Source organism: Vitreoscilla sp. C1, from assembly GCF_002951955.2.
GTDB classification, from domain to species: domain Bacteria; phylum Pseudomonadota; class Gammaproteobacteria; order Burkholderiales; family Neisseriaceae; genus Vitreoscilla; species Vitreoscilla stercoraria.
The window spans coordinates 1912293-1938065 of sequence record NZ_CP019644.2 but is presented as its reverse complement, the minus strand read 5'-3'; the positions used below and the strand labels follow the sequence as shown (position 1 = coordinate 1938065).

Below are 25773 nucleotides of genomic sequence, written 5' to 3'. Positions count from 1 at the left end.
TATGATGATGCAACACTTAGGTAAAGTCGCGGTATTATTGGGTGGAGAGTCCACTGAGCGTGAAGTGTCTTTGAACAGTGGCAATGCGGTTTACCAAGCTTTGTTGTCAGCAGGTGTGGATGCACATTTGTTTGATACCAAAGAGCAATCTTTGTTTGCTTTGAAAGATTTGGGTTTTGATCGTGTGTTCATCGTTTTGCATGGTGGCGCGGGTGAAGATGGTCGTGTGCAAGCGGTATTGGAAACTATGGGCTTGCCTTATACAGGTTGTGGTGTGGCTGCTTCTGCCATTGGTATGGACAAATTGCGCACCAAATTGATTTGGAAAGCTTTGGATTTGCCTGTGCCTGATTTTGCAGTGTTACAGGACGATACTGATTTTGCCGCAGTGGAAGCGCGCTTGGGTTTGCCTATGTTTGTGAAGCCTAGCGCGGAAGGTAGCAGTGTTGGTGTGGTGAAAGTATCAACCACGGGTCAATTGCCTGCGGTATACCAAGAGCTCAAACAATACCGTGGTGCGGTGATTGCAGAAGCATTTATTGGCGGTGGTGAGTATACTTGTGCTATTTTGGGCAATGAAGCATTGCCTACCATTAAAATTGTGCCTGCCACTGAGTTTTATGATTACGAAGCTAAATATGCACGTGACGATACTCAATATTTGTGCCCATCGGATTTGAGCGCAGAAGACGAAGCTTTGATGCGTGAATTGTCTTTGCAAGCATTTGCTGCGATTGATGGTCGAGGTTGGGGACGTGTGGATTTTTTACGTGGTGTAGATGGACAATTGTATGTGTTAGAAGCCAATACAGTTCCTGGTATGACGTCTCATAGCTTAGTGCCTAAAGCTGCTTTGCAAACAGGTCGTAGTTTTTCTCAGTTGTGTGTGGAAATCTTAGAACATGCGACTTTGGGATGATGCCAAAGCCTTACGCCGCGTCACTTTATGGTTGTATACAATTGTAGTGATGACATTGTGTGTAACAGGCTTTAAATGGTTGTGGGATTCGTCTTATTTTCCTGTGCAAAAAATTCATTTTTATGGTGAATTGAAAGAAACCAATGCCACAGTTTTGGCTGAAGTGGCACAGCGTAATATTACAGGTAACTTTTTTAAAGCCGATATGAATGTTTTAAAAGAGGCTTTGTTAAAAGACCAATGGATTGAATCTGTTCGGGTGCAACGTTTGTGGCCAGATACGATTAATGTGTTTGTAGATGAACGTCAAGTTGTAGCCAAACAAGATGACAAACGTCTGATTGATGCCAAAGGTGTGGTATTTATGGCTCAAACTGAAAAAACATTGCCTCTGTTTAAGGGTCCTGTATATATGTTGCCGAAAATGGTGGTGTTTCAGGATAAAATGGTACCACTTTTACGCAAACAGAATTTGAATTTGCAGACTTTAGAAGTCAGTGAGCGTGGTGCTTGGATTGTAGTGCTGGACAATGGAGTGGTGGTAAAGTTAGGTCGGCGAGATTTGGAACCACGTTTGCAGCGCTTTTTAACGTATTGGCAGCGTGATTTAGCACCTTTGGGTGCCAGTTTGGAATATGTGGACGTACGTTACCACGATGGGTTTGCCATCAGACGAGATGCTGCACTGGCGGTGAGGTTGCAAAAAGAAGCTGAGGCCAAAGCCAAAGCAAATGAAGCAGACACTGTTGTGACAAATGCAGCAACAATAAAAAATAATGAATCGAATATTAACTAAAAACAGGTGTTGACTGTGAAAGACAAACAATACATCTCAGCATTAGATATCGGGACTTCTAAAGTCATCGCATTGATCGGCGAAGTGTTAGATGATGGTGAAATTCAGGTAGTGGGATTGGGCCAAGCGGCTTCGCGTGGTCTAAAAGCCGGTATGGTAACCAATATTGATGCCACAGCTCAAGCCATCAAACAAGCTATGGATGAAGCACAGCTCATGGCAGACTGTCGTGTGAACAGTGTCACCACTGGTATTGCAGGCAATCACATTCGCAGTTTGAATTCACAAGGCGTGGTGAAAATCAAAGACGGCGAAGTGATGCAAGCAGACATTGATCGTGCTATTGAAACAGCCAAAGCGGTGAACATTCCACCAGATCACAATGTGTTGCACACTGTGGTGCAAGAATACATTATTGACAATCAGCCAGGTGTTAAAGAACCTATCGGTATGAGTGGCGTGCGTTTGGATACGCGTGTACATATCATTACTGGCGCGGTTACAGCAATGCAAAACATTCAAAAATGTGTCAGCCGTTGTGGTTTGCACATTGACAATTTGATTTTGCAACCTTTGGCCAGTGGTCATGCGGTTTTGACTGAAGACGAAAAAGATTTGGGCGTGTGTGTGATTGATATCGGTGGCGGTACGACTGATATCGCGGTGTATACCAATGGTGCGATTCGCCATACAGCTGTTATTCCTGTTGCAGGTGATTTGATTACCAAAGATTTGGCGCAAGCATTGCGTACACCGCACAATGCGGCTGAATACATTAAAATCAATCATGGCGTGGCGATTGCAACGATGGATGATTTAGATGAAATGATTGAAGTGCCTAGCGTGGGTGATCGTCAACCCCGTCAAATTTCTCGTAAGACTTTGGCCAGTGTGATTGGTCCACGAGTTGAAGAAATTTTGGAATTGGTATTGAATGAACTGCGTAAAGCAGGTTTTCCAGAAGAAGTTTTGACTTCAGGTATTGTATTAACAGGCGGAGCGTCTTTGTTGACCGGTATTGTGGACTTAGCGGAAGACATGTTTAATTTGCCTGCACGCATTGGTGTACCAAAAGATGTGGGTGGTGTTTCAGAGCGCATTCGTAACCCACGTTATTCAACTGCAATTGGTTTATTACAATTATCAAATACGGGTGAGACGCGAAAATTATTGGAAGTACGGGTTCAGCAAGAGGAGCAGGGTGAATCTGTGATTGCGAAATTTAAGAACTGGCTACGCAATAATTTTTAATCATTTTAAATAAATTGGATCAAGCAGATTGAGATTGTTTGCTTTAATCCGCTATAATTTGCGTAACCGCTTGAAAATATGCGATACGCTTAGGAGTCAAAATGCAATTGGTATATGATGTTGTAGAGTCAGCAGCAAGTTCTGCTGTCATTAAAGTCATTGGTATTGGCGGCGGTGGTTGTAATGCCATTAACAATATGATTAACAGTGCTGTACGTGGTGTTGAGTTCATCAGTGCCAATACAGATGCGCAATCATTGCAGTTGAATCAAGCTCCTAAACGCATCCAATTGGGTACTAATTTGACCCGTGGTTTGGGTGCTGGTGCCAATCCTGAAGTGGGCAAAAATGCCGCTCTAGAAGATCGTGAAGCCATTGCTGAAGCGTTGAATGGCGCCAATATGGTATTTATTACTGCAGGTATGGGCGGTGGCACGGGTACTGGTGCTGCGCCTGTAGTGGCTGATATTGCCAAAGAAATGGGTATTTTGACTGTTGCGGTGGTAACGCGTCCGTTTGAATACGAAGGCAAGCGTTTGAACGTGGCCAAAGAAGGTTTGGAGCGTTTGAAAAACCAAGTGGACTCTTTGATTGTGATTCCAAATGACAAATTGATGTCAGCTTTGGGCGATGATGTGACTTTGAAAGAGGCTTTCCGCGCGGCAGATGATGTTTTGCGCAATGCTGTTGCAGGTATTTCGGAAGTGGTCACTTGTCCTGGTATCATCAATTTGGACTTCGCTGACGTAAAAAATGTGATGAGCATCATGGGCATGGCGATGATGGGTTCAGCACAAGCAGGCGGTGTCGATCGCGCACGTTTGGCAACTGAGCAAGCGATTGCCAGCCCATTGTTAGACGATGTGTCTTTGGATGGTGCGCAAGGCGTGTTGGTGAACATCACCACCGCACCTGGCTGCTTGAAAATGTCTGAATACAAAGAAATCATGTCTGTGGTGAGCGAATATGCGCATCCTGAAGCCGAGCGTAAATATGGTACGGCTGAAGATGCCAATATGGCGGAAGACCAATTGCGTGTGACCATTATTGCAACAGGTTTGAAAGAACATGCCAAAGTGGCGCCATCTTCATTGAAAATGGTGAAATCGCAACAAGCAACGGGTACACATGGTGCGGAAGTGCCGAATGTGATTCGTTCAGGCCGCTCTGCTCGCTCTATGAACTTGGGTGCTTCTGATTTTGCAGATCAATCGGTTTTGGATGATTTTGAAATTCCTGCGATGTTACGCCGTCAAGCTGACTAAGCGTATGTCACAAAAAAGCCTGCTTTTGAGCAGGCTTTTTTATTTGAGTCTCACTTTACAAAGCCAAAGCCACTTCTGTGCCTGACAAAATGGCACGCTTGGCATCCAATTCGGTGGCAACATCGGCACCGCCAATAATATGCACAGGCTTATTTAAAGTGTTTAAAGCGTCCTGTAAATCGCGATTGGATTCTTGTCCAGCACAAATAATAATATGGTCTGCTGCCAATACTTGGATTTGGTCACCTATTTGGACATGCAAGCCTGCATCATCAATTTTCAAATATGTGACGCCACCCAACATATTGACCCCTTTTTCTTTCAAACTTAAGCGATGTATCCAACCGGTGGTTTTGCCCAAGTTGCGACCGACCACGCCGCTTTTGCGTTGGCAAATGGTGATGTCGCGAACGGAAGGGGTTAATTGTGGTTCGATGGATTTCAGGCCGCCTGCTTGCTCTAAACTGGCATCGATTTGCCACTCTTGTTGGAATAATGTGGGCGATTGAGAGCTGTCTTCGCCTTGATGGCTTAAAAATTCCGCCACATCAAAACCAATACCGCCTGAACCGATGATGATGACTTTATTACCCACATGGGCTTTGTCGCGCAAAACTTGCAAATAACTCAAAACTTTGGGATGGTCAATGCCTTCAATGTTGACTTGGCGTGGATGAATGCCGCTGGCTAAGACAATTTCATCGAATTCTTGCAATTGTGCGATATCTGCCCAAGTGTTCAAACGCACATCCACTTTAAGCTGTGCCAATTCGTAGGCAAAATAACGCAAAGTTTCATTAAATTCTTGTTTGCCTGGAACCGTCTTGGCAATGTTCAATTGCCCACCGATTTGTGCTTGTGCATCAAATAAAGTGACGTGGTGACCACGTTCTGCGGCAGTTTTAGCACAAGCCAAGCCCGCAGGTCCTGCACCAATCACAGCAATGCGTTTGGAATTTTTGGCGGGTTTTTGAATCAATTGCAACTCATGACAAGCAAATGGATTAACCAAGCAAGAGGTCAGTTTGCCTGCAAAAATATGGTCTAAACAAGCTTGGTTACAACCGATACAGGTATTGATGCTTTCAGGACGCTTGGCCAAGGCTTTATTAGACCATTGTGCATCTGCCAACATTGGGCGTGCCAAACATACTGCATCGGCAATACCATCTTGTAATAATTGTTCTGCTACGTCTGGCATATTGATGCGGTTGGTGGCAATCACAGGCAAATGACTGGCTTGTTTGAGTTTGGCAGTGAAATTGCTGAAAGCAGCACGAGGAACCATGGTTGCAATGGTGGGGATGCGCGCTTCGTGCCAGCCAATGCCAGTATTGAAAATAGATGCACCCGCGTGTTCAATACGTTGAATCAATTGCAAGTTGTCTTCCCATGTTGAGCCATGCTCAACCAAGTCCAATACGGAAATGCGGAAGATGATGATGAAGTCGTCACCACAAGTTTGGCGTATGCCATGTACGATTTCGGTGGCAAAGCGATGGCGGTTTTCTAAGCTGCCGCCATATTCATCATCACGCTGGTTGGTGCGTTGGGCGATGAATTGATTGATGAGGTAGCCTTCGCTGCCCATCACCTCGACACCGTCGTAACCTGCTTGTTGTGCCAATTGGGCGCAGCGAATGTAGTCTTGAACCGTTTGTTTGACTTCTTCTGTGCTCAAAGCTTTGGGGCGAGCGGGATTGATAGGTGCTTGAATGGCAGAAGGAGCAACCGGTTGACGACTCATGGCATAGCGTCCTGTATGTAGAATTTGCATACAGATTTTGGTGTCGTGCTCGTGTACTTTGTCGGTAATCAAACGATGCCATTTGACTTCGTCATCTGTCGTTAATTTGGCACCGCCTTCGGTGACTGCGCCAGCTTCATTGGGTGAGATGCCGCCTGTAATAATTAAGGCAACACCGCCTTCAGCGCGTGCTTGGTAAAAAGCCGCCAAATGTTCGTTGCCCTCAGCATGTTCTTCAAAACCTGTGTGCATAGAACCCATGATGATGCGGTTGCGCAAAACGTGTTTGTGTAAGGATAAAGGTGTTCCAAGTAACTCTTGCGGCATATGTGTTCCTTTGTTGAGTAGATTTGATTGTTATTGGTTTGGTACAGATTAAGCACGTCTTTTACTGGCAAAACGTTGTAAAGCGGCAGCCAATTCAGGATGATGTGCGGTTTTTTCTGCCGCATCATCAAAGCTGTCTAAAGCATGGCTGCTAAATTGGCGTTGTATTCGCTTCGGTTGAGGCGCTGGGTTAGGGCGTAATTTGATGTGTATGCTTTGTATGTTGGGGTCAATGCGTTTTAAGGTATTTAATTTTGATGGCAATAGCATTTTTAAGCGTCCTGCAACCAAATGATTGTGTGCATAGATGACCAATTGCCCATCCGCATTGATGCATGCCACAGAGCAATGTTGGCTTAAATTAGCAGGCAAACTTTGATTGATACATTGCTGTAAGCGTTGCCAATGTTGTTGTTGTTGTAGGAGCCGATTCAAAAAGCGATGTTGCTTGCCCCAATGTTCGATATTCATGTTTTGTATCAGAGATGACTTGAATATGCCTACTTTAACACCATACTGTTGGAAAAGATAAGCTGCTTAATGTGGTTGGCGTGCAATGACGTTTTGGAATTGCGTGTGCTAGAATTGAGCGATTCGATAGATTTTATTTTCACTCGCAATCATGCGAAGGGTGCCGATTATTATGTTAACCAGTCTTGCCAAAAAAGTGTTTGGTAGCCGTAACGACCGTTTGTTAAAAAAATACCGCAAAGATATTGCTAAGATCAATGCGCTTGAGCCGCAGATGCAGGCATTAAGCGATGAAGCTTTGCAGGCTAAGACGGCTGAATTCAAACAGCGTTTGGAAAAAGGTGAGACATTAGACCAGTTGTTGGTTGAGGCTTTTGCGGTGTGTCGCGAGGCCAGTCAGCGTGTATTGGGTATGCGCCATTTTGATGTGCAATTGATTGGTGGCATGGTGTTGCATCAAGGCAAAATTGCTGAAATGCGTACTGGTGAGGGTAAAACCTTAGTAGCTACTTTGGCGGTGTATTTGAATGCATTAGCAGGTAAAGGCGTGCATGTGGTGACTGTCAATGATTATTTGGCTGTGCGCGATGCCAATTTGATGGCGCGTTTGTACAATTTCTTGGGTTTGACCGTTGGTACGGTGGTCAGCGATATGGAAACTTGGGACAAACAAGCGGCTTATCGCAGTGATATTTGCTATGGCACTAACAACGAATTTGGTTTTGATTATTTGCGTGACAATATGGTCGGCTCGCAAGAAGAGCGTGTGCAAACGCCTTTGTATTTTGCGGTAGTCGATGAAGTTGACTCAATCTTGATTGACGAAGCACGTACGCCTTTGATTATTTCAGGTCAAGCGGATGACAATATCCAAGTTTACCAAGTGATGAATCAAGTGCCTGCTTATTTACAGCGTCAAGAAAGTGAAGACGGCGACGGTGATTACTGGGTGGATGAGAAAAACCATACAGTGAGCTTGAGTGAACAAGGTCATGAGCACGCAGAACAAATTTTGGTGCAATTGGGTTTGTTGCCTGAAGGTGATTCTTTGTATGCCAGCAACAATATTATGTTGATGCACCATTTAACGGCAGCTTTGCGTGCACACACATTGTTCCACAAAGATCAAAATTATGTGGTGCAAGACGGTGAAATTGTCATCGTCGATGAATTTACAGGCCGCTTGTCTACAGGCCGCCGTTGGTCTGATGGCTTGCATCAAGCGATTGAAGCCAAAGAAGGCGTGGAAGTGAAAAAAGAAAACCAAACTTTGGCTTCTGTCACCTTCCAAAATTATTTCCGTTTGTATGAAAAGTTATCAGGTATGACGGGTACTGCGGATACTGAGGCGTTCGAATTCCAAAGTATTTATGGTTTGGAAACGGTGATTATTCCACCGAACCGCAAACCAAAACGCAAAGATTTGAATGACCAAATTTTCCGCACTTCTGAAGAGAAATACGAAGCAGTAATCAATGACATTCAAAATTGTTATACCCGTGGCCAACCTGTTTTGGTGGGTACGGCAAGCATTGAAACCTCTGAATTGGTGGCAGAGTTATTGACCAAGCAAGGTTTGAAACACAATGTTTTGAATGCCAAAGAGCATGCGCGCGAGGCAGAAATCATTGCTCAAGCAGGTAAACCGGGCATGATTACCGTGGCAACCAATATGGCAGGTCGTGGTACGGACATCGTGTTAGGTGGCAATATTGATGCGGATGTCAAAGCCATTGAAATCAATGAACAGTTAAGTGATGTGCAAAAAGCACAAAAAATTGCGGATTTGAAAGCGCAATGGCAGCTTGTACACGATGAAGTTTTGGCTGCAGGTGGTTTGCATATTATTGGTACAGAACGCCATGAAAGTCGTCGTATCGACAATCAATTGCGTGGTCGTTCAGGTCGACAAGGCGATGAAGGATCTAGTCGCTTTTACTTGTCATTTGAAGACCAATTGTTGCGTTTGTTTGCGATGGACAAAGCCAAATTCTTATTGGATAAGCTGGCTCCAGAACGTGGTATGCCGATTGAAGCTTCTTTGTTGACACGTCAAATTGAAGGTGCGCAGCGCAAAGTAGAGGGGCGTAACTTTGATATTCGTAAGCAATTGCTAGAATACGATGATGTGGCCAACGATCAACGCCAAGTGATTTATGCGCGTCGCAATGATTTGCTGGAGCATGAGGATGTGTCTGATGTGGCCAAAGCAATGCGTATGGAAGTATTAGAGGATTTGGTAGACCATTATATTCCACCACAAAGTATGGAAGAGGAATGGGATGTTGAGGGTTTGGTTAAAGTCTTGGCTACGGAGTTCAATACTGAAGTAGATATTGCCGCCTGGATTAAAGCAGATAATAATTTGGAAAATGAGGGCATTAAAGAATTGTTATTGGCTGAAGTAGAGGCTGCTTATACGCAAAAAATGGAACGCGTGGGTAAGGAGCAAATTCAAGGATTTGAGCGTAGTGTTTCATTACAAGTCTTGGATCATCGCTGGCGTGAGCATTTGGCTGCGATGGATTACTTGCGTCAAGGTATTCATTTGCGTGGATATGCTCAGAAAAATCCTAAGCAAGAATACAAACGCGAAGCTTTCGCCATGTTTGAAGGTTTGTTAAAGAACATACAAGATGATGTGGTGCGTTTGTTGGTGGGTGTGCGTGTGGAAGAAAACCAACAGATTCATCAAGTACAAGATGATATTGCACCGACACCGCAGCAAGATACTGAAATCGATTACAGCCCTGCGGCCTTAACTGCACGTGGTATCCATATTTTGCGCAATGATCCTTGCCCTTGTGGCAGTGGTGTGAAATACAAGCAATGTCATGGTAGCTTGGTGTAATTTGTATTGGATTTAAATGATAGAAGAGCGCCTTTATGGCGCTCTTTTTTTATGGATTGGTTTTTTCAATAGGCTTGGTTTTTGTCTGAGTTGCAGGCTTAGGTGTATTGGCTATAGGCTTGTCGCCCACATTGATTTCTGCCGAGATACTGTTGTAAATACCGTCGCCAATGCCTTTCACATTTTTGATGTCGGGAGTGGTTTTGAATAAGCCATTTTTCTCTCTGTGCTCTACTATTGCTTTGGCCTTGCTAGGGCCTATACCTTTTAATGTTTGTAACTCCGTTTCTGTAGCAGTATTAATATTGATAGCCGCCCAAGCTGGAGAAGTCATCAATACGCTTAGTAATATGATGAAAAACCATTTCATGATTGTCTCCTAGTGATATAAGTCATGTAAAAGTAGTGTGTGACCAAGAGTGTGTGTAGTGAAATGTTCCCATCTAAGTTTATGATATCAAATGATTTATTTTTTGTCTGTAATAAAATCAAATAGTTGTAATTTTGGATAAATGGTAGGTCAATTGACATGGTTAGGGTGGTATTTGTATTTTTGCAACAAATGTTAATAGATTAATCTAATGACATTATTTTATTTAAAATGTTGATTTATATAATTTTTTTGAAAAAAGGTTAATCTGTTGTTAACATTTTTAGACACTTGCAGCATGAAAATGGGATTACGGTTTGTATTTTTACAACGAACGATTTATATTAACAGCCATAAATCGCCTGAATCTGCTTGTCAGAGCAGCGGTTAACCCCTAAGCTTGAATATGTTGGGAACAACGTTTAAGTTCGTTTTAGACTAGAAAAGGAATGCAGCAATGAAAAAAACTCTGATTGCTTTGGCTTTAACTGCTTTGCCTGTTGCAGCTATGGCTGACGTAGTATTGTACGGTCAAATCAAAGGTGGCGTAGGCGTTACTGTTGGTGATAAAGGTGCTGATAGCGGTACTATCACTCAAATGGAAGACTACGGTTCACGTATTGGTTTCAAAGGTCAAGAAGACTTGGGTAATGGCTTGAAAGCTATTTGGCAAGTTGAACAACGTGTATCTTTGGCTGGTAACCAATCTTCTGAAGGTTGGAACAACCGTGATACATTCATCGGTTTGGAAGGCGGCTTCGGTAAAGTACGTGCAGGTTATGTATCTGACCAATTCAACGAAAACATGGAAACCATGAATTTCTGGGAATACCGTACTGGCGCTGGCGCACAAGCACGTGGTTTGCAAAACATGACTCGTTTTGACGGTCGTAGCCAAGGTGTTCGTTATGATTCTCCAGATTTCTCTGGTTTCAACTTCAACGTGACTCACCAATTGGCTGACTCTGCGACTGAAACTGTTTACGAGCCTTCTCGTAGCACTAACGGTCAATCAACTATCGTTGGTTTGAACTATGAAAATGCTGGTTTCTTCGGTAAATTGGGCTACGGTTTGTACAAACACGAAGCTGTTAAAAACGGTGACGTTCAAGACGGTCACGTGGCTCGTGTAGAAGCTGGTTACGATGCTAACAACTTGTTTGTTGCTTTGGCTTACCAATACGCTAAAGACATGGCTGGCTACGGTTCATTGAGCGGCGTTACAGCTGAAGAAGCTCATGAAGCTGCAGTATCTGTTGCTTACACTATGGGTGCGATCACTCCTAAAGTGACTTACGCTCACGGTTGGGACCAAAAAGTTGCTGGTTCTAAAGTAAAAGATTCTGGCTACAACCAAGTAATCATTGGTGCTGACTACGCTTTGTCTAAACGTACTACTGCTTTGGTTTCTGCTGGTTGGATCAACACAGCTCAAGTACAAGGCGGCAACGATGAAGATTTGTACTCTGTAGGCGTTGGTCTTAAACACGCATTCTAATTAATCTAATTATATAGATTGGTATAAAAGTCGGCTTAAAGCCGACTTTTTTTTTGACTATGTCGTTTTGAAATGACAAAAACCATGCATGGCAGTATGATAAGAAAATAATATTAATCTTATGGCTTATATCTATGGATAGCGGTTTATTACGTATATTGGCTCAACAAAAAATCATTACTGATGCGCAGATATCGGCTTTTGAAAGCAAAGCTCAAGCTGATGGTAGACCTATTGTAGCGATTGTATTACAAGAAAAAATCATTACATCTCAACAATTGGCTCATTTGTTAGCGCATTTATTTGGTTGCCCTTTGTTTGATTTAAGCCAGTTTGATCAAGAGAAAGTAGATTTCTCTGTGATTACTACTGAACAAAGTGCCAAGTTCTTAACTATACCTCTATTACAACGAGGACGTCGCTTGACCGTAGCAGTTGCAGACCCATCGGTATTGCAAGCTTTGCAAAAAGCAACGTTCTCTGCTGGGGTAACCATTGATATGGTTGTGGTTCCAGCAGATCAATTATTAGGTTTAATTGAACGTTTAGGTGCCAGCTCTTCTACCAATATTTTAGATGATTTTGATACTGATTTATTGGGTGGCGGAACGATTGGGGATGAAAAAGAAGAAGAGCAAGTTGAAGATGGTCCGATTGCCAAATTTGTACATAAAGTGTTATTGGATGCATTGAAAGCGGGTGCATCGGATATCCATTTCGAGTTTTATGAAAAAGTGGCACGTGTGCGCTTGCGTGTTGACGGACAATTGCGCGAGTTGATTAATCCACCGATTCAAATCAGAGAGCAAATTGCTTCGCGTATCAAAGTTATGTCTTCTTTGGATATTTCAGAAAGACGCATTCCTCAAGACGGCCGTATTAAATTGAAAGTCAGCGATACTCGTGCCATCGACTTTCGTGTGAGTACTTTGCCAACGTTGTTTGGCGAAAAAATTGTAATGCGTATTTTGGACTCAACAGCGGCATCGCTGAATGTTGATCAATTGGGTTTTGAGGATTTCCAGAAAGAAATCTTGTTAGATGCGATTAACCGTCCATATGGCATGGTGCTAGTAACAGGCCCAACAGGTTCGGGTAAAACGGTTTCTTTGTATACTTGTTTGAACATTTTGAATACGCCTGATGTCAATATTTCTACTGCAGAGGATCCAGCAGAGATTAACTTGCCTGGCATTAATCAGGTGAATGTGAATGACAAACAAGGTTTAACGTTCTCAGCGGCCTTAAAGTCTTTTTTACGCCAAGATCCCGATATTATTATGGTGGGTGAAATCCGTGATTTGGAAACTGCCGATATTGCCATTAAGGCCGCCCAAACTGGCCATATGGTATTTTCCACACTGCATACCAATAATGCGCCAGCAACTTTATCGCGCATGTTAAATATGGGTGTGGCACCTTTTAATATTGCCAGTTCAGTGAATTTGATTATGGCGCAACGTCTGTTGCGTCGTTTGTGTGGCGAATGTAAAGCACCTGTTGAATCTCCTCCAGATGATGTTTTGAAAAAAATGGGCTTCACTGATGAAATGTTGACCAGAATGAAAACTGAAGGCTTGCAGTTTCATGGTCCTGTTGGGTGTGATCGTTGTCGTGGCGGTGGCTATAAAGGTCGTTTGGGTGTGTATGAATTGATGCCGATTAGTAGTGAAATTCAGCGTGCTATTATGAAAAATGCGACTGCAGTTGATATTGCTGACATTGCTTATCAAGAAGGTATGGTAGATTTACGCCGTGCAGGTTTGTTAAAAGTGATGAATGGATTGACTTCGTTGGAAGAAGTGGTTGCAGGCACTAACGATTAGAAAATTAAAAAATTCAAGTAAGGGAATCTTTGATGGCAACAGCTAAAAAAGAAACGGTCAAAAAAGAAAAAGGCACACGTTTTTCTTTTGAGGGCAAAAGTAGAGCTAGTCAGCAAGTCATGCGTGGTGAAGTGATTGCGAAAAATGAAAAAGATGCGCAGGAGAAACTTGCTCGACGTGGTATTCAAGTCGTTCATTTACGTAAAATGAAGACGGCCAAACGCAGTAAAATCAAACATTCTGATGTGACACTGTTCGCCCGTCAATTGGCTACCATGATGAAAGCAGGGTTACCTTTGTTACAAGCATTTGAAATTGTGGCTAAAGGGCATTCGAATGCGAACATGACAGACTTGTTGATGGAAGTTCGATCTGATATTGAGCAAGGTACGGCACTGGCCGCTGCATTTGGTAAACATCCCAAGTATTTTGATAAATTGTTTTGTAGTTTGGTAGATGCAGGTGAAGCCGGCGGTGTATTGGATTCATTGTTAGACAAACTGGCTACTTATATGGAAAAAACCGAAGCCATTAAGCGTCGTGTTAAGGGCGCTTTGATGTACCCAACCGCCGTTGTTATTGTGGCAGTAGGCTTAATTGTTTTAATGATGTTATTTGTATTGCCTTCGTTTGGTAAAATTTATTCAGGTCTGGGGGCTGAACTACCGCATTTAACTCAAATTGTTATGAATGTGTCGGATTTCTTTGTTGCTAACTGGTGGTGGATGTTGCTTTTGACGATTGCGGCATTTATTGCATGGAAAGTAGCATTTAATAAGTTTTTTGCAGTTCAAAAAGCTGTGGATAAACTGATGTTGAACATGCCGATTTTTGGTGAGATTGTTAAAAAAGCTGCGATTGCACGTTGGGCACGTACGACTGCGACATTGTTTGCAGCTGGTGTACCTTTGGTAGAGGCTTTAGAGTCGGTTGCAGGTGCGGCGGGTAATATTTGGTATGAAGAAGGCACATTCCAAATTCGCTCTAAAGTTCAGCAAGGTACGTCTTTGACATCAGCGATGCAAGAAACCGATTTATTTCCCAATATGATTTTGCAAATGGCTGCTATTGGTGAAGAGTCAGATTCGATTGACGATATGCTTAATAAGGCTGCTGAATTTTATGAAGATGAAGTCGACCAAGCGGTAGATACCTTATCTAGCTTGATGGAACCTATTATTATGGTGGTCTTGGGTAGTATTGTTGGCTTCTTATTGATTGCCATGTACTTGCCATTGTTCAGTATGGGTGATGCATTCTAATCATGATGAATAATTTATCATTAGAGTTTTGGTTGCCTGTTTGCTTGGTATTGGGTTTGCTGGTTGGCAGTTTTTTGAACGTGGTGATTTATCGTGTGCCTGAGGGCTTAAATCGCTCTTGGCGCACACAGGCCAAGCAAATGTTGGACATGCCTTTAGAACCTATCGATGAGGAGCGTTTCAATATCATGACGCCGCCTTCTCATTGCCCTAAATGCAAAAGCCCTGTAAAGCCTTGGCAAAATATTCCGATTGTCAGTTACATTTTGCTCAAAGGGCAATGCAAACACTGTGACCAACCTATTTCCAAGCGTTATCCTTTGGTAGAGTTATTAACGGGCTTGGTATTTGCGGTTTGTGCATGGAAGTTTGGTGTCACATGGACGGCAGTTGGTGCAATGTTGTTGAGCGCTTATTTGATTGCGATGATTTTCATTGATGCTGACACGCAATTATTGCCTGATCAATTGACTTTGCCTTTGATGTGGGCAGGTATCGTGTTTCATTTGTTGGCTGAAGTTTTACAGGGCGCTTGGGGTATCACGACATTGGTAGACTCTGTAATGGGCGCTGTGGTGGGTTATATGTCGTTGTGGACCATCTTCCAGTTGTTTAAATTGGTCACAGGCAAAGAAGGCATGGGTTATGGGGATTTCAAGTTACTGGCCGCTTTGGGTGCTTGGATAGGCGTGGGCATGTTGCCGATTGTGATTGTGATGTCATCGTTGGTCGGTTTGATTTTTGCGGTCATTATGAATGTCGCGAAAAGCCAGCCTATGCCTTTTGGTCCATATCTGGCGATTTCAGGTTGGTTGGTATTGATATTTAGCCATCCCATCACACAATTTATCCAATGGTGGTTAGCCAAATCAGGATTTGTCGCATGACGCATTGGGTTGGTTTAACTGGCGGCATTGGTAGTGGTAAATCGACTGCTGCTGGTTTCTTTGCAGATTTGGGCGTTCACATCATTGATACCGATGTGATTGCAAGACAGTTAACAGCTGACGATGGTGTGGCTTTACCGCATATTCAGGCTGTGTTTGGCTCTGAAGCGGTATTGGATGGTCGATTCAATCGTGATTATATGCGCCAATTGATTTTTAGCCAGCCTGAAGCCAAAGTGCAATTAGAGGCCATTTTACATCCGTTGATTGTTGCGGAAGTTGAGCGTCAAAAAGCGCAGATACAAGCAGTATATGCCATTGTTGACGTACCTTTGTTGACTGAGTTGATCATGTTTCAGGCTTTGGTTGAACGAATCGTCTTGATAGATTGCGCACCCGAAGCACAAATAGAACGGGTAATGCAGCGAAGTGGATTGTCGGCAGTGCAAATCAAAGCTATCATGGCACAACAAGCCACGCGTGAACAGCGTTTGGCCTTAGCTGATGATGTTATTGCCAATGATCAAGATGTGTTGGCATTACAACAAAGAGTGTTGCATCAGCATCGGTATTATCAACAACTTTTCAGTACGGTGTAGGAGGCAGTTTGACCATACGTTTTGAACACCCCATATTAGAGCGGGTGAGAAATCTGCTGCGTGTTGAACACTTGTTCCAACGTTTTACTGCTGTCTTATCTCAAGATGATATATGGTCGCACCATCAAGCGTTGATGACTTTATTTGAAATCATGGAATGTGCTTCGCGCGCTGAATTCAAATTGGACATTTTGCAAGAGTTAGAACGCCAAAAATTGGCTTTGCAAACTCATGGTGTGCCGTTAAAAGCAGATTCTGAGCAATGGCCTTTGCATCAAAAAATTGTGCAAGCATCTACTTCTTTACAGCAAGTGCAATACAAATTTGCCCAACATTTGCGTGAAAATGAATGGTTGATGGGCATCAAACAGCGCATGGCGATTCCAGGTAATGTCAATCCATTTGATTTGCCCGCTTACCATTATTGGTTGCAATTGCCCGCTGAAAGTCGCCGTGAGCGTTTGAATGGGTGGATTGCATCTTTATTACCTACTTACAATGCTTTAGAAGTTTTGCTGGATATTTTGCGAGACAATCGTGTGAGCATTGAGTGTGAGGCGATTAAAGGACAGTTTCAGCAAAGTAGTTTGGGACATAAGGTTTTGTTATTGCAAATTGATGTGGATGCTGGGCAACGTGTGATTCCAGAATTATCGGCAAATAAATACATGACCAATATTCGTTTTTTACATCCAGATTTTGCTCACAATCGTGGTGCGACAGTCAGCCAAAATATTCCGTTTACTTTGCATATGTGTGGTTTTGAAAAATTGAGTGTGCCAGCATGGAGCAAGTAAAAATTGTGAAATGCCCAACATGTGGGCAAGAAGTGTTGTGGCGGCCTGAAAGCGAATTTCGTCCGTTTTGTTCTAAGCGTTGCAAATTGATTGATTTGGGTGCTTGGGCGGATGAGGAATACACTGTTGGGGCTCAAGAGCCGCAAGATTGGCAAGAGTCTGATTTAAAGCGTTAATCAAATGATATCAATAGGCGTCCTGTAAGCAGTTACAGGACGCCTTTTCGTATGCCTAAATCGGGCAAAGCGTTATAATGACGGATTCAATATTTTCACTAAAGATAATCTGTCAAATGGAAGCTGCAAAATACGATCCAGCCCAAATCGAGGGCAAATGGTACCAACATTGGGAAAGCCAAGGCTATTTCAAACCGTCTATGGATGAAAGCAAACCATCGTTTGCCATTCAATTACCACCGCCGAATGTGACGGGCACGTTGCACATGGGGCATGCGTTCAACCAAACCATTATGGATGGTTTGACGCGTTACTATCGCATGAAAGGCTTTAATACCGCTTGGGTGCCGGGTACTGACCATGCTGGCATTGCCACGCAAATTGTGGTGGAGCGTCAATTGTCTGAACAAGGCATCAGCCGTCATGATTTGGGTCGTGAAGCGTTTTTACAAAAAATTTGGGAATGGAAAAACATTTCAGGCGGCACGATTACCGAGCAAATGCGCCGTGTGGGCTGTTCTGTGGATTGGTCGCGCGAATATTTTACGATGGATGAAACCCGCGCTGAAACCGTGACTGAAGTGTTTGTACGCTTGTTTGAGCAAGGCTTGATTTACCGTGGCAAACGTTTGGTCAATTGGGATCCTGTTTTGGGTACGGCAGTTTCGGATTTGGAAGTGGAAAGCGTCGATGAAACAGGTTCGATGTGGCACATTCGTTATCCTTTGGCAGACGATGCATCACAAGCTTTGATTGTGGCGACCACGCGTCCTGAAACCTTGCTCGGTGACGTGGCAGTTGCTGTGCATCCTGAAGATGAGCGTTATGCTGCATTCATCGGTAAAGAAGTGGTGTTGCCGCTTACAGGACGCTTGATTCCTGTGATTGCAGACGAATATGTTGAAAAAGATTTCGGTACAGGTTGTGTGAAAATCACCCCTGCACACGATTTCAATGACTACGAAGTCGGTAAACGCCATCAAACGGCTTTAATCAATGTATTGGATTTGACCGCGAAAATTTTGCCACAAGCAGAAGTGTACAATTTCCAAGGTCAAGCGCAAGAAACGTTTGCTTTGCCTGAAGCGTATGCAGGTTTGGATCGTTTTGAAGCCCGTAAGGCGTTGGTAGCGGATTTGCAAGCCCAAGGCTATTTGGTCAAAATCGATCCACATGCGTTGAAAACACCGCGTGGCGACCGTACCGGTTCGGTGATTGAGCCGATGTTGACCAGCCAATGGTTTGTGGCGATGGAAAAAGTGGCCGAAGGCGATGAAACTGGTTTGAGTTTGGCTGGCAAGGCGCGTGATGCAGTGGACAGCGGCAAAGTCAAATTTGTGCCTGAAAATTGGGTCAATACGTACAACCAATGGATGAATAACATTCAAGACTGGTGTATTTCACGCCAATTGTGGTGGGGTCATCAAATCCCTGCTTGGTACGATGAAGAGGGCAATCATTATGTGGCACGCACTGAAGCACAAGCTCGTGAACAAGCAGGTGCTCAGGCGGTATTGACGCGTGATGAAGACGTGTTGGATACTTGGTTTAGTTCGGCTTTGGTGCCATTTTCTACTATGGGCTGGCCTGAAAAAACGCCAGATTTGAAAGCCTTCTTGCCAAGCTCTGTATTGGTGACTGGTTACGAAATCATCTTCTTCTGGGTTGCGCGCATGATTATGATGACGACCCATTTTACAGGCCAAGTGCCGTTTAAAGATGTGTATATTCATGGCATGGTGCGTGACAATGAAGGCAAGAAAATGTCGAAATCTGAGGGCAATGTGATTGACCCTGTGGATTTGATTGATGGCATCGATTTGCCACATTTGCTTGAAAAACGCACAGTTGGTTTGCGCCGTCCTGAAACTGCGCCAAAAGTCATTCAAGCGACTGAAAAATTGTTCCCAGAAGGCATTCCTGTGTTTGGTGCCGATGCTTTGCGCTTTACGATGGCAAGTTATGCCAGCTTGGGTCGCTCTGTCAATTTTGATTTCAAACGCGCTGAAGGCTATCGCAATTTCTGCAATAAATTGTGGAATGCGACCCGTTTTGTGTTGATGAACGTTGAAGGCAAAGATTGTGGTCAAGATGAAAGCTTGCCTTTGGCATATTCATTTGTAGACCATTGGATGATGTCACGTTTGCAGCAAACCGAAGCGGCAATGGCGGATGCATTCAACACCTATCGCTTCGATTTGGCTGCGCAAACGATGTATGAGTTTGTGTGGAATGAATATTGCGACTGGTATGTGGAATTGGCCAAAGTTCAGTTGAACAGCGGTGATGAAGCTTCTCAACGTGCTACTCGCCGTGTGTTGGTGCGTGTATTGGAAGTGGTATTGCGCTTGTTGCATCCAATTATGCCATTCATCACCGAAGAAATTTGGCAGACTGTGGCACCTTTGGCCAACGCCAAAAAAACCGACAGCATCATGTTAGCAACATGGCCAGAGGCGGATGAAAGCAAAATCCATCCAGAAGCTTTGGCACAAATGAATGTGTTACAAGAATTGATGGGTACGGTGCGCAATTTGCGTGGCGAAATGAATTTGGGTCCTGCTGTGAAAGCACCTTTGTTCATTGAAGGCGGTGCTGAGTTGGGTATTTATTTGCCGTATTTGCCAATGATGGCACGTTTGAGTGACGTGACTTTGGTCGAGACTTTGCCAGAAGACGATGCACCTGTTGCCGTTGCTTTGGGCGCACGCATGATGCTGAAAGTGGAAATTGACAAAGCTGCTGAAACTGATCGCTTGAACAAAGAGCAGGAAAAAGTGCAAAAAGCGTTGGATAAATTGACGGCTAAATTGGAAAAACCAGGTTATACCGACAAAGCACCTGCACACTTGGTTGAAAAAGACCGTGCAGAATTGGCGCAATTGAATGACAAAATGACTCAAATCATCGAGCAATTGGCAAAATTGAAATAAGCGTCCTGAAAGTATTTGTTTGATATAAAAAAGCTGCCGAAAGGCAGCTTTTATTGCATGAAAATAAAGTCAAACATGATGAACATGTCTTACTTAGCCTTAGCTTCTTTTTTCAATGTTTTGTAGATTTCAGGATGACGCACTTTGAGCAAAGTGGCAATTGCCATGTCATCGTGATTCACTTTGGTTAAATCTACTTGTTCAACATGAACCAAGCGCAATAATTCACGCACAGGTTTTGGCATGTTGCGACCAGATTCATAGCGAGAACCGCCTGACTGGGTCACACCGATTTGGCTCCAAAACTCTTGTTGGTTCAAGCCCAATTTTTTACGAATGTCGCGAATGTTGTCGATATTTTGAAAAGTTTTCATTGTGGTACCTTCATGATTCTAATTAGTGTCTTTATGGTGAATATCCACCTAGGTTTTTTTGAAACCATATGGAGGCCATCTATTTTTATGGCTCGTTTTTATGAGCCTGAATTATGCCATATAGTTTCAGAAATGAACGTAAAGATTTGTCACTAAAGTTAAGAAAAATTATGTTTTAACCATATGAAAACTATTAAAAATATGTATTTTCTTTAAATAATTAAGAAGTTAACATTATGGTTTGTTTGTTTTAGGGCTAATAGTCAAAATTTCATAACCTGTGTCAGTTACCAACACTTCGTGTTCCCATTGCGCAGACAGCGAGCGATCTTTGGTGACAACAGTCCAACCATCGGCCAAAATACGCAAATGGCGTTTGCCTTGGTTGAGCATCGGTTCGATGGTAAAAATCATGCCCGGTTCCAAACGCAAGCCTGTACCACGCTTACCATAGTGTAAAACTTGTGGTTCGCAATGGAATTTGGTGCCAATGCCATGACCACAGAATTCTTGTACGATAGAGTAGCCATTGTTTTCAGCATGTACTTGAATGGCGTGACCCACATCGCCTAAAGTCGCACCTGGTTTCACTTGTTCGATGCCTAACATCATGCATTCATGGGTAATTTTAGACAAACGTTTGGCATGAGGGCTGACTTCTCCGACCATGAACATGCGGCTTGAGTCGCCATGGTAGCCATCTTTGATGATGGTGACATCAATGTTTAAGCAATCACCATTTTTTAATGGTTTGTCATCTGGAATGCCATGACAAATGACATGGTTGATTGAAGTACAAACAGATTTTGGATAAGGTGGGTTACCATAGCCCAAGGGTGCAGGAATCGCGCCTTGAACATCCACTTGGTAGTCATGACACAATTGGTTCAATTCATTGGTGGTAACGCCTGGTTTGACAAAATCTTCAATATAGTCGAGCAATTCGGCAGCCAAGCGGCCTGCAATACGCATTTTTTCGATATCGTGCTCGTTGTTAATATATACACTCATGTTGGGTTCCTTCTTGTCTTAAAGCGTCCTGAAAATTTTACAGGACGCTTGTTACTGTCATTAAAATAACAAATCTTGGACGGCTTGACCGATGTTGTCGGCACGCATAAAGGTTTCGCCAATTAAGAAAGTATGGATGCCATGCGAGCGCATTAAATCCACTTCCTCACGTTTGGCAATGCCGCTTTCAGTCACGATGATGCGTGAATCGTCCAAAATAGGTAAATAATCTAAAGTTTGTTGCAAATCAACCTCAAAAGTACGCAAATTGCGGTTGTTTACGCCAACCAAGGGTGTGGTCAAGCGTTCGCATTTGCGCCATTCATCGGTATGGTGGACTTCCAATAAAACTGCCATGTCCAAATCGTGGGCAATTGCCTCAAACTCTTCTAATTGCGATTGTTCTAATGCCGCCGCAATCAGCAAAATCGCATCTGCATTCCAAGAGCGTGCTTGGTAAATTTGATAAGCATCGACAATGAAATCTTTGCGCAAAGCAGGCAAGTTACAGGCCGCTTTGGCTTGTTGCAAATACTCAGGCGCACCTTGAAAATAGGACTCATCGGTCAAAACCGACAAACAAGCCGCACCAGCTTGTTCATATATATGGGCAATATTGGCAGGATTAAAGTCGTGCGGTCGAATTAAACCTTTGGATGGACTGGCTTTTTTGATTTCAGCAATCACAGCAGGCAACGATTGGTCATGTTTGGCACGAATGGCACCCACAAAATCACGCACAGGCGCTTGATCGCGGGCGAGATGTTGCATGGTGGTCAAATCGGTTTGTGCTAAAAAAGCGCTCACTTCTTGTGCTTTGGTGGCCAGAATTTTATTCAAAATATCGTTCATGCGTGCTCACTGAAAAAGGTTAATACGGTTTGTGGCAACCATTGTAAGTTGCCTGGAAATGGCCCACTGACAAAGCCCACATGCCCACCATGATCAGGCTGATACAAGGTGACGCATGCAGAGACCTCGGCTGCCGTTGGCAATGCTTCTGGCGGCAAAAATGGATCGTTTTGGGCATTGATGATTAGCGTGGGTATTTGGATGTGGCGCAACACAGGTTTGGCACTGCTGAGGCGGTAATAGCTGTCAGCATTGTCAAAACCATGTACAGGTGCGGTATAGTGTTGGTCAAAGTCTTTCAGGCCGTTACTGGCGAGCAAATGGTCCCAATGTAAATGGGGGTGTTTGCCTTGGTGCCGCTCTTGTGTGGCTTTGGGCAGTAAAGAGCGCAAAAAATACGGTGCGTACAATTTTTTACTCAAACCTTTTTCCAAGGCAACACTGGCCATAGGCAAATCCAACGGTGCTGAAATCACCGCAGCAGCATCCGCCAGTGCCAAATTTTGCGCTTCACCCAAATATTTTGCCAACATATTGCCACCCAATGACACACCCATCACATACAATTTTTGCTCAGGATAGCGTTGGCGCAGTTGTTGTAACATCCATTCACACTCCAAACTGTCACCTGAATGATACGCTTTGTGGCTTTGATTCACCACACCACCACAACCGCGATAGTGTACGACCACACCATGCCATTGTTTTTGTTTAACCATATGCATCAATGTCAACGCATAATGGCTGTGGCTACTGCCTTCTAAACCATGAAATAAAACCACGACAGGCGCATGGGTTTGGGGCGCATCGATGAAATCGTAAGCGACGACAGTTTCTTGTGTGGAATCGCTGAGCAACTCACGGCGGTAACAAACTGAGGGAAGGGCAAGGACTTTGGGGTAAATGGTTTGCAAATGCCCCCCGCCTTTTAGCCAAATTGGGGCGGCGTAGTGGGGGAGCATCAAGCGTCCTGAAAATCAGTTGTGTTCATTTTCATCAGCATTGTTGTCGTTATCGCTGCTTTTTTCGGCAGTGAAATGCTGCTTGAGAACTTGGAAAATCTCACGACGGGCTTTAGGTGATTTGTTCAATTCTTTTTCTTTGCGCGCGTTGCGAATCAAAGTACGCAAAGTGCCGATGTCCAAATCAGGTTCTTGATTGATTAAAGTGGTCAAAGCCTCATCGTTGTCAATCAAGCGTTCACGTAATAATTCCAAACGCTGCATCAAAGCATTGTGAGCGGTATTGTCGCCTTTTAAGCGGGCTAAAAAGGCTTCAATAGGTGCAGGGTCGGTGTCACGCATCAAGCGGCCAATGTATTGGGCTTGGCGTTTAAGCGCACCGTTAGAATTGATTTTTTTGTAAAACACGATGGCTTCGTACAAACTTTCGTCTAAGCCTATTTTCTTCAAAGTATCGGTTGATAATTTGGTCAGTTGCATGCCCAAATCTTGTCTGTCGTCCATTTGTTTTTTAATTTGGGTCTTGCTGACGAATTCTTCTTCTTGCATGAGAGTTCCTACCACATAAATTTTCAAGGTTGAATGATACCGAAATTATCGATTCTTCGCAGCTAACAGCCCGTTAAATAACAATTAACCATAGTTCAAACAATATCGGTACAATAACGACGATGCAATCTGATAAATGGGTTTAAGAGGTTATGTTCAATCACAGCGAAAAACAATTGAGCGATTTGGCTCAACAAGCTTTGGATTATGCCAAGCAATGTGGTGCAAGCGCCGCCGATGTCGGCGTGAGTGAGTCGGTTGGTCAATCGGTCAGCATCAGATTGCAAGAAATCGAGCAATTGGAATACCAACAAGACAAATCGTTCGATATTACCGTGTATATGGGACAGCGCAAAGGCAATGCCTCTAGCAGCGATTTTTCTGCGGCATCGGTAAAAGCGACTGTCGATGCAGCACTCAATATTGCCAAATATACTGCCGAAGACGATTGTGCTGGTTTGGCAGACTCGGCTTTGTTGGCACGAACATGGCAAGATTTGGATTTGTTCCATCCTTGGGCTTTGGATGTCGACAAAGCCATTGAGGAAGCCAAAGCGTGTGAAGCGGCAGCGATGGCAGCAGACAGCCGTATTCATACCAGTGAAGGTGCGAGCATCAATACAGGCTCTAGCCAATATGTATTGGCTAACAGCAATGGCTTTGCCGCGTTCATGCAATCGAGCCGCCACAGCAAATCTTGCTCGGTATTGGCGCAAGACGAAAATGGTATGGAGCGCGATTATTGGTACGATCAAAGCCGTATTGCCACTGAATTATTGGACAACGAAACTTTGGGCAAAATCACTGCCGAGCGCACTGTACGCCGTTTGGGTGCGCGCCAAGTACCAACAGGGGTTTATCCTGTGGTGTTTGACAATACGGTTTCAGGCAGCTTAATCAGTCATTTGGTTGGTGCTTTGAGTGGTGGCAGCCTGTATCGCAAATCCAGCTTTTTGCAAGATTCTTTGGGCACGTCTATTTTGCCAGCATGGGTGCAATTGCGTGAAGAGCCTCACATTGTGCGTGGTTTATCAAGCACGTATTTTGACAGCGAAGGCGTGGCAACCAAGCCGCGCGACATCATCAAAGATGGCGTGGTCGAAGGCTATTTTTTGAGCAGTTACAGTGCACGCAAGCTGGGCATGCAAACCACAGCCAATGCTGGCGGTGCACACAATTTGGTGTTGAGTCCCAATAGCATTGATTTGAGTGATGTGCTCAAGCAAATGGGTACAGGCTTGTTGGTTACCGAATTGATGGGACAGGGCGTGAATGCGTTAACAGGCGATTATTCGCGTGGTGCAGCAGGATTTTGGGTAGAAAACGGTGTGATTGTATACCCTGTTGATGAAATCACGATTGCCGGTCAATTGCAAAATATGTTTAAAAATATTGTCGCCATTGGCAATGATGGGTTAAAACGCAGTGCGCACCGCATTGGTTCGATTCTCATCAGCGAGATGACGATTGCCGGTGATGAAGCAGTTGAGGATTAAGCCTGAGCTGCATCGATTCACATTCTAAGGGTAGAAGATGTCCGGTAAAAAGTATTTGTGGTTCATTGTGGTGGTGTCGGCCATCATCATGGCAGCAGCTCTGTATTCGCAACATGTGTTGAAAATGGAGCCTTGCCCTTTGTGTATTTTTCAGCGCGTGGCGGTAATGGCAGTGGGTGCTGTGGCTTTGCTGATGGCATTGATTCCCAATCGTCAAAAAACGGTTGGTTTGGGTGCGGCAATTTTAATCAGCATTCCTGCGCTCATTGGTTTGAGCATTGCATTGCGCCAACGTTATATTCAAGGTTTACCACCTTCAGAAGTGCCTGCTTGTGGTCCGGGTTTGGACTTTATGATGAATACTTTGCCATTGCAAAGTTTGATTCAAACGGTTTTAAGTGGTTCAGGTGAATGTGCGGTGGTGGATTATTTCTTGGGTGTACCTTTGCCAATTTGGAGCGCCTTGTTTTTTGTGTTTGCTATTGGTATGGCTTGGTTTGCTTGGTTCAAGTCACGTCCAAACCATCGGTATGGTTATTGATAAGGTGATGAAA

The 25773-nt window shown here is 43.9% G+C and carries 23 protein-coding genes; 15 read left to right on the top strand and 8 right to left on the bottom strand.

Features of this window, described 5'->3' with window-relative positions; genetic code table 11:
• The first annotated feature begins 7 nt into the window (after positions 1-7).
• From ADP71_RS09545 to ftsZ, 4 genes are all read left to right on the top strand, one after another.
• Positions 8-919 (top strand): D-alanine--D-alanine ligase, encoded by a 912-nt coding sequence (locus ADP71_RS09545; RefSeq protein WP_026353353.1) that lies wholly within the window; start codon positions 8-10, stop codon positions 917-919.
• Complete coding sequence (locus ADP71_RS09540) at positions 903-1715, top strand: cell division protein FtsQ/DivIB (protein ID WP_019957091.1); 813 nt, start codon at positions 903-905, stop codon at positions 1713-1715. Before ADP71_RS09545 ends, ADP71_RS09540 begins: the two co-directional genes overlap by 17 nt.
• A 15-nt stretch (positions 1716-1730) precedes the next feature.
• The gene (gene ftsA / locus ADP71_RS09535) at positions 1731-2966 is read left to right on the top strand and encodes a cell division protein FtsA (protein WP_040755481.1); all 1236 of its coding nucleotides are present in this window, start codon (positions 1731-1733) and stop codon (positions 2964-2966) included.
• Between the two features lie 101 nt (positions 2967-3067).
• Positions 3068-4231 (top strand): cell division protein FtsZ, encoded by a 1164-nt coding sequence (gene ftsZ, locus ADP71_RS09530; protein WP_019957093.1) that lies wholly within the window; start codon positions 3068-3070, stop codon positions 4229-4231.
• A 55-nt stretch (positions 4232-4286) separates the two neighbouring features.
• Here ftsZ and ADP71_RS09525 read toward each other — a convergent pair whose 3' ends face one another.
• Together ADP71_RS09525 and ADP71_RS09520 are read right to left on the bottom strand one after the other, a co-directional pair.
• Positions 4287-6305, bottom strand: coding sequence for an NADPH-dependent 2,4-dienoyl-CoA reductase (locus ADP71_RS09525; RefSeq protein ID WP_104932068.1), 2019 nt, complete (start codon positions 6303-6305; stop codon positions 4287-4289).
• A gap of 48 nt (positions 6306-6353) precedes the next feature.
• The gene (locus ADP71_RS09520) at positions 6354-6776 is read right to left on the bottom strand and encodes a DciA family protein (protein WP_104932067.1); all 423 of its coding nucleotides are present in this window, start codon (positions 6774-6776) and stop codon (positions 6354-6356) included.
• 172 nt (positions 6777-6948) lie between these two features.
• Between ADP71_RS09520 and secA the strand changes: the two genes are divergently transcribed.
• Entirely contained in the window at positions 6949-9627 is a 2679-nt protein-coding gene (secA, locus tag ADP71_RS09515; RefSeq protein ID WP_171461112.1) for a preprotein translocase subunit SecA, read from the top strand.
• A gap of 49 nt (positions 9628-9676) precedes the next feature.
• Here secA and ADP71_RS09510 read toward each other — a convergent pair whose 3' ends face one another.
• Positions 9677-9997, bottom strand: a complete 321-nt coding sequence (locus ADP71_RS09510; protein ID WP_171461111.1) for a ComEA family DNA-binding protein — start codon at positions 9995-9997, stop codon at positions 9677-9679.
• 457 nt (positions 9998-10454) lie between these two features.
• On the opposite strand from ADP71_RS09510, the gene ADP71_RS09505 reads away from it, so the two are divergent.
• The 8 genes from ADP71_RS09505 (at position 10455) to ADP71_RS09470 (ending at position 19975) form a co-directional block, all read left to right on the top strand.
• Positions 10455-11495, top strand: a complete 1041-nt coding sequence (locus ADP71_RS09505; protein WP_104932065.1) for a porin — start codon at positions 10455-10457, stop codon at positions 11493-11495.
• Positions 11496-11629: 134 nt separating this feature from the next.
• Entirely contained in the window at positions 11630-13321 is a 1692-nt protein-coding gene (pilB, locus tag ADP71_RS09500) for a type IV-A pilus assembly ATPase PilB (RefSeq protein WP_019957099.1), read from the top strand.
• Between the two features lie 32 nt (positions 13322-13353).
• Positions 13354-14583, top strand: a complete 1230-nt coding sequence (locus ADP71_RS09495; protein ID WP_171461110.1) for a type II secretion system F family protein — start codon at positions 13354-13356, stop codon at positions 14581-14583.
• A gap of 5 nt (positions 14584-14588) precedes the next feature.
• The gene (locus ADP71_RS09490) at positions 14589-15470 is read left to right on the top strand and encodes a prepilin peptidase (RefSeq protein WP_026353355.1); all 882 of its coding nucleotides are present in this window, start codon (positions 14589-14591) and stop codon (positions 15468-15470) included.
• A complete protein-coding gene (gene coaE / locus ADP71_RS09485; protein ID WP_019957102.1) occupies positions 15467-16069 on the top strand; it encodes a dephospho-CoA kinase in 603 nt (200 codons plus the stop codon). Before ADP71_RS09490 ends, coaE begins: the two co-directional genes overlap by 4 nt.
• Positions 16070-16077: 8 nt before the next feature.
• Entirely contained in the window at positions 16078-16866 is a 789-nt protein-coding gene (gene zapD / locus ADP71_RS09480; protein ID WP_019957103.1) for a cell division protein ZapD, read from the top strand.
• Positions 16854-17042 carry a DNA gyrase inhibitor YacG gene (gene yacG, locus ADP71_RS09475; protein ID WP_104932064.1) on the top strand — a complete coding sequence of 63 codons (189 nt, stop codon included), beginning with the start codon at positions 16854-16856 and terminating at the stop codon, positions 17040-17042. The genes zapD and yacG overlap by 13 nt, the downstream gene beginning before the upstream one ends.
• A 116-nt stretch (positions 17043-17158) precedes the next feature.
• Positions 17159-19975 carry a valine--tRNA ligase gene (locus ADP71_RS09470; protein ID WP_171461109.1) on the top strand — a complete coding sequence of 939 codons (2817 nt, stop codon included), beginning with the start codon at positions 17159-17161 and terminating at the stop codon, positions 19973-19975.
• An 89-nt stretch (positions 19976-20064) separates the two neighbouring features.
• On the opposite strand, the gene ADP71_RS09465 is transcribed toward ADP71_RS09470, so the two are convergent.
• The 5 genes from ADP71_RS09465 to yjgA all read right to left on the bottom strand — a co-directional run bounded on the left by ADP71_RS09465 (position 20065) and on the right by yjgA (position 23723).
• Positions 20065-20349: a helix-turn-helix domain-containing protein gene (locus ADP71_RS09465; RefSeq protein ID WP_019957106.1), complete on the bottom strand. Its 285-nt coding sequence runs from the start codon at positions 20347-20349 to the stop codon at positions 20065-20067.
• Positions 20350-20583: 234 nt separating this feature from the next.
• Positions 20584-21360 carry a type I methionyl aminopeptidase gene (gene map / locus ADP71_RS09460; RefSeq protein ID WP_019957107.1) on the bottom strand — a complete coding sequence of 259 codons (777 nt, stop codon included), beginning with the start codon at positions 21358-21360 and terminating at the stop codon, positions 20584-20586.
• A gap of 60 nt (positions 21361-21420) precedes the next feature.
• On the bottom strand, positions 21421-22212 hold the full coding sequence (gene trpC / locus ADP71_RS09455; protein WP_104932063.1) for an indole-3-glycerol phosphate synthase TrpC: 792 nt from the start codon (positions 22210-22212) through the stop codon (positions 21421-21423).
• Complete coding sequence (locus ADP71_RS09450) at positions 22209-23174, bottom strand: YheT family hydrolase (protein ID WP_040755244.1); 966 nt, start codon at positions 23172-23174, stop codon at positions 22209-22211. Before ADP71_RS09450 ends, trpC begins: the two co-directional genes overlap by 4 nt.
• A gap of 15 nt (positions 23175-23189) precedes the next feature.
• Positions 23190-23723 (bottom strand): ribosome biogenesis factor YjgA, encoded by a 534-nt coding sequence (gene yjgA / locus ADP71_RS09445; RefSeq protein ID WP_019957110.1) that lies wholly within the window; start codon positions 23721-23723, stop codon positions 23190-23192.
• A 152-nt stretch (positions 23724-23875) separates the two neighbouring features.
• Between yjgA and pmbA the strand changes: the two genes are divergently transcribed.
• Together pmbA and ADP71_RS09435 are read left to right on the top strand one after the other, a co-directional pair.
• Complete coding sequence (gene pmbA / locus ADP71_RS09440) at positions 23876-25219, top strand: metalloprotease PmbA (RefSeq protein ID WP_104932062.1); 1344 nt, start codon at positions 23876-23878, stop codon at positions 25217-25219.
• A 37-nt stretch (positions 25220-25256) separates the two neighbouring features.
• The gene (locus ADP71_RS09435) at positions 25257-25760 is read left to right on the top strand and encodes a disulfide bond formation protein B (RefSeq protein ID WP_171461108.1); all 504 of its coding nucleotides are present in this window, start codon (positions 25257-25259) and stop codon (positions 25758-25760) included.
• The last annotated feature ends 13 nt before the right edge of the window (positions 25761-25773 follow it).